11 protein-coding genes are annotated in these 12,853 nt (G+C 43.0%); 1 reads left to right on the forward strand and 10 read right to left on the reverse strand.

Annotated elements, in window-relative coordinates; translation table 11 throughout:
- Position 1: 1 nt before the first annotated feature.
- The 5 genes from MKY16_RS15970 to MKY16_RS15990 all read right to left on the reverse strand — a co-directional run bounded on the left by MKY16_RS15970 (position 2) and on the right by MKY16_RS15990 (position 5,119).
- Positions 2 to 934 (reverse strand): ABC transporter permease, encoded by a 933-nt coding sequence (locus tag MKY16_RS15970; RefSeq protein WP_039272253.1) that lies wholly within the window; start codon positions 932 to 934, stop codon positions 2 to 4.
- 197 nt (positions 935 to 1,131) lie between these two features.
- Entirely contained in the window at positions 1,132 to 2,835 is a 1,704-nt protein-coding gene (locus MKY16_RS15975) for a peptide ABC transporter substrate-binding protein (protein WP_039272254.1), read from the reverse strand.
- Positions 2,836 to 2,988: 153 nt separating this feature from the next.
- On the reverse strand, positions 2,989 to 3,378 hold the full coding sequence (locus MKY16_RS15980; RefSeq protein WP_013311106.1) for a DUF3397 domain-containing protein: 390 nt from the start codon (positions 3,376 to 3,378) through the stop codon (positions 2,989 to 2,991).
- A 4-nt stretch (positions 3,379 to 3,382) separates the two neighbouring features.
- Positions 3,383 to 4,342 carry a ketopantoate reductase family protein gene (locus MKY16_RS15985; RefSeq protein WP_340956092.1) on the reverse strand — a complete coding sequence of 320 codons (960 nt, stop codon included), beginning with the start codon at positions 4,340 to 4,342 and terminating at the stop codon, positions 3,383 to 3,385.
- Between the two features lie 126 nt (positions 4,343 to 4,468).
- Positions 4,469 to 5,119: an RsfA family transcriptional regulator gene (locus MKY16_RS15990; protein ID WP_039272257.1), complete on the reverse strand. Its 651-nt coding sequence runs from the start codon at positions 5,117 to 5,119 to the stop codon at positions 4,469 to 4,471.
- 297 nt (positions 5,120 to 5,416) lie between these two features.
- Between MKY16_RS15990 and MKY16_RS15995 the strand changes: the two genes are divergently transcribed.
- Positions 5,417 to 6,502, forward strand: coding sequence for a hypothetical protein (locus MKY16_RS15995; RefSeq protein WP_340956095.1), 1,086 nt, complete (start codon positions 5,417 to 5,419; stop codon positions 6,500 to 6,502).
- Between the two features lie 101 nt (positions 6,503 to 6,603).
- On the opposite strand, the gene MKY16_RS16000 is transcribed toward MKY16_RS15995, so the two are convergent.
- The 5 genes from MKY16_RS16000 to MKY16_RS16020 all read right to left on the reverse strand — a co-directional run bounded on the left by MKY16_RS16000 (position 6,604) and on the right by MKY16_RS16020 (position 12,804).
- A complete protein-coding gene (locus tag MKY16_RS16000; RefSeq protein WP_029517767.1) occupies positions 6,604 to 7,935 on the reverse strand; it encodes a PhoH family protein in 1,332 nt (443 codons plus the stop codon).
- 303 nt (positions 7,936 to 8,238) lie between these two features.
- On the reverse strand, positions 8,239 to 9,300 hold the full coding sequence (locus tag MKY16_RS16005) for an LCP family protein (protein WP_340956097.1): 1,062 nt from the start codon (positions 9,298 to 9,300) through the stop codon (positions 8,239 to 8,241).
- 125 nt (positions 9,301 to 9,425) lie between these two features.
- Complete coding sequence (gene typA / locus MKY16_RS16010) at positions 9,426 to 11,267, reverse strand: translational GTPase TypA (RefSeq protein WP_029517769.1); 1,842 nt, start codon at positions 11,265 to 11,267, stop codon at positions 9,426 to 9,428.
- A gap of 291 nt (positions 11,268 to 11,558) precedes the next feature.
- A complete protein-coding gene (locus MKY16_RS16015) occupies positions 11,559 to 12,050 on the reverse strand; it encodes a LiaF transmembrane domain-containing protein (RefSeq protein ID WP_340956099.1) in 492 nt (163 codons plus the stop codon).
- A 94-nt stretch (positions 12,051 to 12,144) separates the two neighbouring features.
- Positions 12,145 to 12,804: a TerC family protein gene (locus MKY16_RS16020; RefSeq protein ID WP_029517771.1), complete on the reverse strand. Its 660-nt coding sequence runs from the start codon at positions 12,802 to 12,804 to the stop codon at positions 12,145 to 12,147.
- Between the last annotated feature and the right edge of the window lie 49 nt (positions 12,805 to 12,853).

Here is a 12,853-nt window from a genome sequence, read left to right on the forward strand (position 1 = left end):
GTTATCCCTCCTTCCCGCCAGTAAGCTTAATCCTCGGATCAATAAATCCATATGCAATATCCGTAATAAAACGTGCCACCATCAGCAAAATACCGTAAAAAATAGTAACTCCCATAATCATGGTATAATCGCGGGTTGTAATACTATCTACGAATACCTTACCAATACCGCCAATCCCGAAGATACGTTCAATAACAACTGAACCCGTAATAATATTGGCTGTCATTGGTCCTACATAGGTAACAACCGGCAGAATGGCGTTACGTACAACGTGTTTGAACATAATTGTAATGGATTTTAAGCCTTTAGCTTTGGCAGTCTTAATGTAATCCGCATGGAGCACTTCCAGCATGCTGGAACGCGTTAGTCGTGCGATAAACGCAATCGGTGAAGCGGATAGAGCCGCAACAGGTAGAACGTAATCCATCGGACCTTCAAAGCCCATAACATTAAACCAACCTAACTGTTGAGCAAAGTAAAATTGAATTAACGATGCCAGAACGAAGCTGGGAACCGCAATCCCCATGATAGCTAATATCATTGCGACGTTATCTATGAGCCTACGATGGTACAAAGCTGCCAGCATACCTAGCAAGAGACCGACAATTATCGACACGATTATGGCAACAAAACCCAGTTTCAAGGAAACTGTGAACGTTTGTCCGATAATGTCAGTAACACTTTGATTCAGTTTTTTCATAGAAATGCCAAAATCACCTGAAGCAATATCACCTAAGTATTTGAAATATTGGATATATACAGGCTTATCCAGCCCATATTGCTCCATTAACCGGGCTTGAATCTCAGGAGAAGTCGCTTTTTCACTCATGAAGGGGTTACCCGGAATTGCTTTCATGAGAAAAAACGTCGCAGAGATCAGAATGAATAAAGACAGCAGCATATAGAAGAATTTACTGATCAAATAACGCGTCATTGCCCGTTTACACCCCCCATAAATTTTTTTCGACACCATTCGATTTTATCGAAATAGAATTGGACTGTCCAATCTACTTATTTGCATGGTTACATGATGATGGAAAAGACTAGAACACACAAAAAAAACGGGATATATATGGTTCTATCCACATATATATCCCGAAGTAACTATCAAACTTCAGAATTGAGCTTCAATTACTGTGTAATATACGCTCTTGTAAAATCAATTGCTCCACTAAAGTCAAGCCCGATGTCTTTTACATTCGGTTTCGTTAAGGAAACATTTGAATAGTAGTAGATCGGAAGCATTACCATATCATCTTGAACCAGAATTTTCTCTGCTTTCGCAAAATCTTCCATGCGTTTAGCTGGATCAGTTTCTGTTTTGGCAGCTTTAATCAAAGCGTCATATGCAGGGTTAGCGTAACCCGCATTGTTGTTACCATTGCCTGTTGTCCACATATCCAGGAATGTCATCGGATCATTATAGTCAGCAGACCAACCACCACGGGCGATTTGGAAATTCAGCTTGTTACGTGTTTGGATAAATACGCCCCACTCTTGATTTTGGGTTTTAACGTCCACGCCAAGGTTTTTCTTCCACATATCAGCTACTGCCAAAGCAATCTTTTGGTGACTTTCACTGGAGTTATACAGCATGGTTATTGTAGGAAGTGTAGTTATGCCTTCCTCTTTCATACCTTCTTGAAGCAATTTTTTTGCTTCAGTGAAGTCTTCTTTGAAGTAATCATCTTTATTCTCACTACGGAATTCTTGAGATACTCCTTTGATACCTGGAGGTACAAAGCCGTAAGCAGGAATTTGACCGCCCATTGTTACACGTTCAACGATCGGTTGACGTTGAATAGCCATCGCAAACGCTTTACGGATTTTGGCATTGTTAAATGGTTTTTCAGTTACATTAAACAGGTAGTAGTACGTACTTGCAATTCCTTTAGCCTTAAACTCGTTAGACAATTCGTTTTTTACAGCCGTAATTTGGTCAGTAGGAATTTCACCTGTTGGCATACCTGCATAATCAAGTTGTCCACTTCTGTACGAAGCCAGTTCAGTTGCACCACTGTTTACAAGGGACATCGTAATTTTGCTCAACTTGATTTCGTCTTTACCCCAATAGTTTTCGTTCTTGGTTACTTCGATCTTTTGACCGCTATCCCAAGCCGTTAATTTGAAAGGTCCGTTAGTAATCATGCTATCTTTCTGAACAGCCCACTTATCGTTACCTTTAATAGAAGGATTTACAGGATAGAAAGTGTAGAAAGAAGTCAATCCTAAGAAGTACGGAGTTGGGTGATCCAGCTCTACTTGCAATGTATGGTCATCAACAGCTTTGACACCTACATCTTTAAAATCTGTAACTTTAGTGCCTTTATAAGATTTCGAAGTGCTCAGGTTGTAGCCCTCAGCATTTTTGATATAGTACAATTGGTAAGCATATGGAGGTGCCGGAGCCGTCGAAGGGTCCAATACCCGTTGCCAAGCAAATACGAAGTCGCTTGCTTTAACTGGGTCGCCATTACTCCATTTTGCAGTATCACGAAGTTTGAACGTGTAGGTTTTGCCGTCATCAGAGATTTTCCAAGATTCAGCAACGCCAGGGATTTCTTTGCCGTCAGGACCCATACGTACGAGACCTTCATACAAAGTTTTCAGAACCGCGTTCGTTTGACTATCCTGAGCTTGTGCCGGATCGAAGGTTGGCGGCTCGGAAGAAAGGTTAACGCGCAAAATTTGCTTGTCGGCCGGAGCCGGCGTAGTCGAGGTGTTTTCTTGTGCGCCCTTACCATTGGTATCGTTCTTGCTGGAGCCGCAACCTGCGAGCAATGCGCCAACTGCAAGAATGAGTGTCAAAAGGACTAAAAAGCTTTTCCTTTTCATCTAGCGTTTTCCCCCTAGTTCTAAAGTGGTATATGTTTATAGATTATACAACCAGCGGTCAAAAAAATCTACATTACATTTCTTCAAATTGAGCTTTTTTTTCAAAAAAACATGATTAATTCATATTTTTTCACCATTCCATGTCATCTTATATCACATGATGTTGAATATATTCTTAAATATACCAACAACAGTCAACAAAATATACGCCAATGTCATTGCTATAAAAGTTAATCTCCAGACCGCTCTACATAATCTTTTACCATCAACCTTTCCTTTTATTCGATTTTGAGCTCCTCCAATTAAACCCAAGGCCAGTAATAGGAGCAGTAGAATCAAATAAAAACCGAATCGAGATGTAAAAATGACGTTAAAGAGTGCTGCGACGGAAAATATCAGAAAAAACGTGGTAATATCCATAGAAGTAAGTAACGATTTCTTTTTTTCCATTTTAAGAATGTAGCGACAAACCGCAAACACGATCAAAAACGGAAAAAAGGGAAGAATACTGAAAGTGATAATAGTACCTTGTATAAGACTCAACTGATCACCCCTCTTTTAGCCGCATACCTTCAATTAATTGCCACAATACCTCATGAGTTGGTGCAGTAACCCCAGCCTGATCTGCCATCTGCACCAGTTGTCCGTTAATTGAAGCAACTTCCGTCATGGACTGTGCAAGTACATCAGCTAGCATGGACGAGTGATTTTCTGCCGTTGACCGGCATACATTTATAATTTGCTCCCACCATGCGTTTTCCCAGTGGATACCATGAGCTTCATACACTTGAATGCCTTCATCGTACAACCTGCGCATCATATGTATTCGAATAGGGTGCGAAAGCAGCTCGCCATTACGAACTCGCCATACCGCCGTCAGCGGATTGATTACAGCATTGATCAACAACTTGCGATACATACCGTTCTCGATTTCTTTCGACAAGCAAGCGTCAAATCCTGCTGCAAGCAGCCGATTTAGCACACATTGGTTAAAATTATTGTTCTTCGACTCCTCCCCTTCCTCCGAACAACCTATTTCAGTAACACCCGATCCTGCATGTACAATAGATGCGACTCCCTGCCTCTTGGCTCCTTCAGTCGTCACAGCAGGATATACCACAGCTTTAGGCCAAGCCTTTCTAATGCGTTCTATATGACCGATTCCATTTTGCAAGCAAACGATTCCTATAGCTCTGTCCATTTGAGCTGCAGGCTGGATCTGTTCTAATACTTCCTCAATCGCCCCCTGTTTGGTCATAAGCATTATCCATCGTGCCGGAGCCTGTGAATTTAACCGTTGCCAATCTGCCAATGGCGCTACCTTCAATTTATCTCCGGACACATGTATTGCCACCTGTCCCTCCTTATCAAACACAGTAATTCCTTCATGAGTAATGACGCGTGCCTGCTCAAGTGTACGTGTCCACAGCCTTACTTTTGTACCCGAGGCAGATAACCTCCCGGCAAACAACAATCCCAGCGAACCCGCTCCAATAATATCAATCACCTTTGTATCGTCTCGCTTCCATCTTTTTTTCTACTATATCATATGCACTCTAAAGAAATACAAAAAACGCCAACTACGGCAAAGCGCTAGTTGACGTTCTATTTCAGAATTGCAGAAGTAATCTTGTTACTCAATGCGCTCCAGATTCCCATTGGCGTCCATTTTGAATCTGGATTTAAGCTCTTCCTCATCTTCAGTAATTAGAGCCAAGCGCCGAGCCCGGTCCATAATCTGAATCAGAGCTTTATAATCATCATTCACAACACGATAGTCGGTTTGCACCTCATTCACTTCTTTGGACAGCCGGTCATTAATGGAGCGAAGCTGATTCAATTCTTCTTCCTTTTCCCGTAAATCTTTCTCCAGCATCTTAATCTGCCGATTCGTTTCTTGGACGGATCCCTTCCATTGACGCAAGAAACGAATTACTGCATCAATAGATAATGTATCCTCACTCGTACCATCTGTTCTGTACCCACCTTCAACTGTATCAAGCGAGGCAAAAGCCGCAACCTGTGATACACCCACCGGGTTCTGCTTGCGGATATAACTGCGCTTCTGGCGCTGTGCTTTGGCAATGCTAATTGCTTCATCGTAACGTTTGCGCACGCAACTGTTCCAACGAAAGCCGCATGCTGCAGAGGTTCTTCCTATCTTTTGTCCAACCTCCTCAAACGCAGCAAGCTGCGTTCCACCTTCACGGATATGCCGCAATGTCACCTCCGCCAATATCAAGTCATCTTCTACACTCCATGCATCTTGTCTTATTGCAGTCATGCCTCTAGCCCTCCTAACAACATCCTGAAATAACCGTCTTCATGAACCGATCCTGCCGGTATTTGAATAGGGTATAAAAGCTGTTTATTCATTCCTATGCCTCTCGTAGAGTTCATAGAATCTATTTGATACTAAATTGTATTTCCATTTCTGCAAGAACTCATACGTGAACGTAAACAGTTTCGGGTTTCAAGCATGCTCAGACTGCTGTACAATAAAATGAATGGTTAAAGAAACAGAAAGGATCATATACATTACTATTAGTTTTTTTCGGGAATACATAAAAGGGGAAACCAAATGAACAAACGAATAAAAATCACAATCAGCACCCTGCTGACCACCATTATGTTGCTAACTTTCATATATGTACGTCCTACTCTAGCCGCTCCCTCCCAAGAAGAAAGTCAGATTTTACAAGATAGCCTGTCGATTGTAGAGATAGACCATGAAATTGAGCGAATCAGTCAGGAGCAACAGACTCTTTTGCAGCGCCAGCAGGAACTGCGAAGTAACCTCACCGTTCAGCAAGAGCAAATGACCATACAACGGAAGCGTGCAGGCTCTGTGCTGCGATCTTATTATATGGGGGAAAGGGACAAGCTGTTAAGTGTGGTGCTAGGGGCAAAAAGTATAAGGCAACTTCTCTCTCTGTACGATTACTACTTGTTATTGATTAGTCACGATCAGGATGTGCTTCAAGAATACGAATCCAATTATCAATCTATGCGAAAAACAGAACAACAAGTCACCCAAGCGTCAATGGAATTGGAGACAGTCAAAACAAACTTACTGGCTCAACGCAAACGCATTGTCCTGCTTCAGTCGCGTGTAAATGACGGCGTTAGCGCCAGTAATGACCCGGATACCCTACGCAAGCTAATTGGCGAAATGACAGCTTATTGGGAGAATGTAGGTGTCTACGAGGTAAATAAACACTTTAAAGCTTTAGCTCAAGCTATGCAGGATTTACCGCAATTCATTCAACAACAACAAGGTGCCATGGTTACAAATGGAAAAGTCATTACGATAAGCATTCGTGAAGAGGACTTTAACCGTTTTTTAAAGTCAGAAAATGAATTGTTTAATCACTTCAACTTTACATTTGCGCAGGATCAAATTATGGTAGAAGGCCAACAAGGAACGATGAAATTAAGGGTAGAAGGTCACTACACGGTGGAGAATGAACCAAAAAATTCAATTTTATTTCATGTGGATCGATTAGTATTTAATGGTCTGGAACTACCTGATACGACCCGCAACAAGCTGGAAAGGGATTTTGATCTGGGTTTCTACCCACAGCAGCTTATTTCCTATGTCAAAGCCACAGAAGTACGCACTTTAGCAGGAATGCTTGAAGTTAAGCTCGAATTAAATTTTAAGTAAACTGGCTTTTGCTTGCCTTCAATGTTCTGAATTTTCACGCGTATAAAACAAGACCCCGGGATATTCCCGAGGTCTTGTTATTTGTAATAACGATATGGACTTTATAGCAGATCGGCTGCCAACTGTGCGAGCTTGGAGCGTTCTCCTTTTTCCAACATGATATGCCCGCTAATCCCTTCTTGCTTAAACCGCTCCACTACATAGGTTAAACCGTTGCTGGCTGCATCCAGATAAGGGTGATCAATCTGCTCCGGGTCTCCCATCAAAATGATCTTGCTTCCCTCACCCACCCGAGACACAATCGTTTTAATCTCATGTCGGGATAAATTCTGCGCCTCATCGACTATAATAAATTGCCCAGGTATCGAACGTCCGCGAATATAAGTAAGTGCCTCCACCTGAATACTGCCCAAGCCCATCAAAATTTTGTCGATATCACCTGATTTTTTGGCATCAAACAGATATTCCAGATTGTCGTAGATTGGTTGCATCCATGGACGAAGCTTTTCATCCTTTTCTCCTGGTAAATAACCAATATCCTTGCCCATAGGAACAACAGGTCGAGCAATCAGCAGTTTCTTGAAGCGATGTTCATCCTCTACTTTAAGCAAACCTGCCGCCAGCGCCAGCAACGTTTTGCCCGTACCCGCTTTTCCTGTAATGGTCACGAGAGGGATATCATCATTAAGCAAAAGCTCCAATGCCATCCTCTGTTGAGCATTGCGCGCGCTGATTCCCCATACTGATTCGTTACTCAAGTACAGCGGCTCTAATCGCTCTGCCTCCTGGTTAACTTTCAGTAATGCTGATTTTCCAGTTCCCATTTCATCTTTCAGAATGACAAATTCATGTGGATACAGTGTATAAGGTAGTTCCAGTGACTTGATTAGTAAAAAACGGTTAGAGTAAAATTCATCTATGATGGACGGGTGCACCTGTATTGCCGAGTATCCGGGGTATAGCTCACTTAAATCGCCTGTTCTATCGGAGAGGTAGTCTTCAGTCAGCAGTCCCAATACATCTGCTTTGATCCTGACCAGCACGTCTTTACTGACCAAAACGACCGAACGCGGCTCAGGCTGCTCCTGCTCTTCCAGATGATAATTCAAGGCGACCGCCAAAATCCGGTTATCGTTCGAAACCTCCCCGAACATCTCCTGAACTTTCAAAAAACTTCGGTGGTTCAACTCAACCTTAAGCCTTCCACCTTGGGGAAGTGGAACGCCACTATGCAGATGGCCCACTTCTCTCAATCCGTCCAACAATCGCGATACATTGCGGGCATTCCGTCCAATCTCATCCGCGTTGCGTTTTTTGGAGTCGATTTCTTCCAGAACTACAGCTGGAATAACAACTTCATGTTCTTTGAAGGTAAAAATGGCTTTCGGATCATGCAGCAGCACATTCGTATCCAGCACAAAAATTTTCTTCATTAAATCCCCTCCAAAGCGGCGTGGACAATCTCGTGTTTCATACCTATACCTATTCACTGGGTACCTAATACTTGCTGATTCCCTGAAAAAAAGAACCCCAAAGCAGCATAAAACAACGAAAAGTTGTAAGTGAAGATAGCCTCTGAGCCTGTCCATTTTTGAATTTAGACACAAAAGGCCCAGTGATTGCTCACTGGACCTAGACTTGGTTCACTATAACTTTAGACATACCTCAACCCCCTTATGTTATATAAGAGCTTTACTCGCTGCGAGTATAACATAAGCGGGAAGAAATATACATACTCAGGAATTGGAAGAAGCTGCGGTATTGTCGCTTACTTTTTTAGCTAACTCCTCTTGTAGCGCTTGTTTGGCCAAATCGAGCTGTTGCTCATCAATGTACACATACGGGCTACGCCATGTTCCCGCTACCGGATTGTATTTCACATTTTGCTTGGAAATATTCCAATAGGTTTGTACGATATTCTTCATTTGCTGTGACTCAATATCTGTCATCATATTCTTATCAACCGATTTAATAATTGCACTAAACTTGGTCAAAGCGTTAAAGGATTGCATTTGGTCAATTAGAGAATGAAGCACCTGATTTTGTCGACGATTGCGATCAAAATCGTCAGATTCAGCTGTTCTCGGACGACAATTCGATTTGCGGTAGCGAACAAAATCAAGAGCCTGGTCACCGTTCAAATGCTTGGCTCCAGCTGTCAGATTAATATCGGTACCATCTGCACGGTCACGATAACACATGTTTTTATCAACCGTCACATCTACGCCACCCAAATTATCTACTACATCTCTAAAGCCCTGGAAGTTAATAACCGTCACATAATCGATATCAATGTTTAAATATTTGCCGATCATCTTCTTCATCTGTTCTTCAGCAACTTCACCAGATTCTTTTTCTCTAGCCTTAAACACCGGATAATACTCATTCAACTTGCGAGGTTTATATCCATCCATTTCTAGACGCGTATCGCGCGGTAGGGACACGATGGTAGACGATTTAGTATTGGGGTTCAATGTAGCTACCATAATAACGTCGGACAAATAAGTCGGATGATCAGGGCGGTAATCGGTTCCTAGCAATAAGATAGTCAAAGGCTTAGCTTCTGCCAATTGTGTTTTGGGTACTTCCTTGTTGATCCCCGTATCCAAAACTTCCTCTACCTGATTGTAAAGATAGTAGGTATAACCACCTGCTGCTAAAATACCTATAATGAGCAGAAACAAGACAAACTTCATAAACGATCTGAAAAAGCTTTTTTTCTTTTTCGTTTTTTTCGGTTTGGCGGATTTTTTCCCGGTTTGTGTCCGGGGAGGCAATCCGTTCGAAAGATTACTCATGCTTCAACACCTTTTCCTGCGTTTTGAGAAATATAGCTTTCTCCAAGTTTACAATCCTAAAACACACACAGCGGCGCATCCCGTTCCCGGGCGTCGCCGCTGTGGCCAAAGACCAATCCAATCAATTACATATTTGCTTGTGCTGTTTTACGTTGCTTCTCTGCACGCTCGCGTTCACCTTTGTTCAAAATCTTTTTACGCAAACGGATGGCATTAGGTGTAATTTCGCAATACTCGTCATCATTCAGGTATTCGAGCGCCTGCTCCAAAGAGAAGATTACAGGTGTTTTCAGTTTAACTGTATCGTCTTTTGTTGCTGAACGAACGTTTGTCAGTTGTTTTTCTTTACAAATGTTAACGACGATGTCGTTATCACGTGTGTGCTCTCCAACGATCATACCCTCATAGATTTCAGTACCTGGCTCTAGGAACAAAATACCGCGATCTTCTACGCCCAGCATACCATAAAATGTAGAGCTGCCGTTTTCTGTTGACACGAGTACACCCTGATGACGTCCACCTACTTGACCGCCAACAAATGGTCCATAGCTGTCAAACGCATGGTTCATTACGCCATAACCACGAGTCAAAGTCAGGAAGTTTGTAGTGTAGCCGATCAGACCACGTGCAGGGATCAGGAATTCCAAGCGAACTTGTCCGGTGCCGTTATTAATCATGTTAACCATTTCGGCTTTACGGGAGCCCAAACTTTCCATAACTGCGCCCATGCTTTCTTCCGGAATATCAATAAGGAGACGTTCGATTGGCTCCATTTTCTTACCATCAATTTCCTTGACGATAACTTCCGGTTTGGACACTTGCAGTTCGTAACCTTCACGACGCATGTTTTCAATCAAGATACCCAGATGCAACTCACCACGTCCGGATACAATAAAGGCGTCCGGGCTATCCGTTTCATCAACACGTAAGCTGACGTCCGTTTCGAGTTCTTTCAGAAGACGCTCACGCAATTTACGGGATGTTACCCACTTACCATCGCGACCTGCGAATGGGCTGTTGTTAACCAAGAAGGTCATTTGCAGTGTCGGCTCATCAATCTTCAGTACAGGCAGCGCTTCAGGATGGTTTGGATCAGCAATGGTTTCACCAATGTTGATATCTTTAATTCCCGCAATCGCTACAATGTCACCAGCGCCCGCTTGATCCGTTTCAATACGTTTCAGGCCTTGGAAGCCGAACAGCTTCTCAATACGCGCCGATTTACTACTACCATCACGTTGCATAACTGTGACTGCTTGCCCCTGCTTGATGATACCGCGGTTTACACGACCTACTGCAATTCGGCCAAGGTATTCGTTATAATCCATCAGTGTTACGAGGAATTGAAGAGGCTCATCTACATTCTCAGTTGGAGCCGGAATATGCTCTACAACTGTTTCGTACAATGCTTGCATGTTATCGTCTTGCTTTTCAGCATCCATGCTGGATGTTCCATTCAGCGCCGAAGCGTACACAACAGGGAATTCCAGTTGCTCATCATTCGCACCCAGCTCGATGAACAGATCCAGTACTTCGTCAATAACTTCTGCCGGACGAGCCGCCGGACGGTCAATTTTGTTCACTACAACGATAGGCGTCAGATTTTGTTCCAGCGCTTTACGCAGTACGAATTTCGTTTGCGGCATGCAACCTTCGTAAGCATCTACGACAAGCAAAACACCGTCAACCATTTTCATAATCCGTTCCACTTCGCCACCAAAGTCGGCGTGTCCTGGTGTATCTACAATGTTAATCAGATAATCTTTGTAAGTGATAGCTGTATTTTTAGCCAAAATCGTAATACCGCGTTCACGCTCCAGATCGTTGGAGTCCATGGCGCGCTCCTGAACAGCCTCGTGTTCTCTAAATGTTCCGGACTGTTGAAGCAGCTTGTCGACAAGCGTCGTTTTTCCGTGGTCGACGTGGGCAATAATCGCAATATTGCGAATGTTTTCTCTAGCATGCATGGTTTGTATCCATATCCTTTCCGTATATCAAAATAGTGTCTCTATCCTGAAGCAGTGCTGATTCAAGGCTAACAATCGTTCTTTAGGCCCACTCCCTGCCAGCCTTCTATATGTTTCAGGCTTTGTACAGACAGCTTCTCTCTCCGATTCGCGTGAAAACCTTAAAATAAGCGTCAGAAATCACTCCGACGCTCTTATCATATCCATTATATTATAGTTGAAATATGTCATAAAGCAAGACATTATTGCCTGTTCCGTAATTTACCGCCATAAAATCTCACAGCTTGTCGTTTACCATTTGCGTTTGCCACGGTTGTTTACGACCAACCAGATTCCAGCGCCGATCAGTAAAACTGCAATAACATATATGATACCCGTTCTTAACAGGGTAATGACCAATAAAAGTACCGATACCAAGCCCAATATCACGCCCCCCGTATATACATTACGAGAAAGCGAAATATCATTAAGGGCGTACTCCCATAATCCAACCGCCACACCTAGAAGTAACAAAGGCCATAAATAGGCCATTAAATGCCAGCCCCAAATATTGCAGAGCAAAAATAAGAAGCCATAAACTGATAAAATCCCTGCTGGCAGCAACATAACGGGTGAAACTTTACGCTTCTTGTACATTGCATGCAGTACGATTCCAGGTATTAAAAACAGCAAAGGCCAAAAGTTTCGTCCCAAGAAGGAGAACGTCCCCAGTTTCCCCAACAAAATAATCAGTCCTACGGCAACAATGCCCACTCCGATCATACGCTCTTTTCCGGAATTCATCGTGGTCTCCTTTGTTTGCTGAATTTGTTTTTAGGTCGCTTAATGTGATTGTTTTTAAGTATATTTTAGCCGATGTTTTCCAAAAAAACTACGTTCAAATATGATGAGCACGTAGCTGACGATATATTCCTGCAATCACAACTGCTGAGGCTAAGAGTCCTGGTAACCATGCATGTATAAGCTCTCCCGTACCTGCTAACCATACACCCAATCGGGGATCACGCAGTAGCATTTCTCCTGCCGTAAAAGCCAGGATTGCAGATCCGAGCAAAACAAGTACAGGGAACCGGTGAAGCCAGATCGCAATTACGTTGCTGCCCCAGACAACTATCGGAATGCTAATTGCAATACCAATGACAATAATGGCGATATCCCCATCTGCTAGTGCTGCAATAGCTAATACGTTATCTAGACTCATCACAAAGTCCGCTACCAGAATCACCTGTATAGCCTTCCATATGGTTGTTTCTGCTCTGACTCCTACATGATCCTCACTCTCATAAAGCAGCTTAAACGCAATCCATAACAGAAGTAGACCGCCTGCCGCCTGAATAAAGGGTATGCCCAGCAAAATGACAGCTACAAAAGTCAAAACACAGCGCAGGAGGACTGCACCGACTGCCCCCCACCATATAGCTTGACTCCGCTGCCTTGCAGGCAAATTTTTGCTCGCCATGGCTATAACAACCGCATTATCACCGCTTAACACCAAATTAATCATTAATATTTTCAACAGCAAAATGATATGCTCCATGTGTACAAACACCCCCATCCTACTTGTATGCGAAATAGGACGAGGCTAT

Source organism: Paenibacillus sp. FSL L8-0641, assembly GCF_038006265.1.
Taxonomy (GTDB): domain Bacteria; phylum Bacillota; class Bacilli; order Paenibacillales; family Paenibacillaceae; genus Paenibacillus; species Paenibacillus polymyxa_D.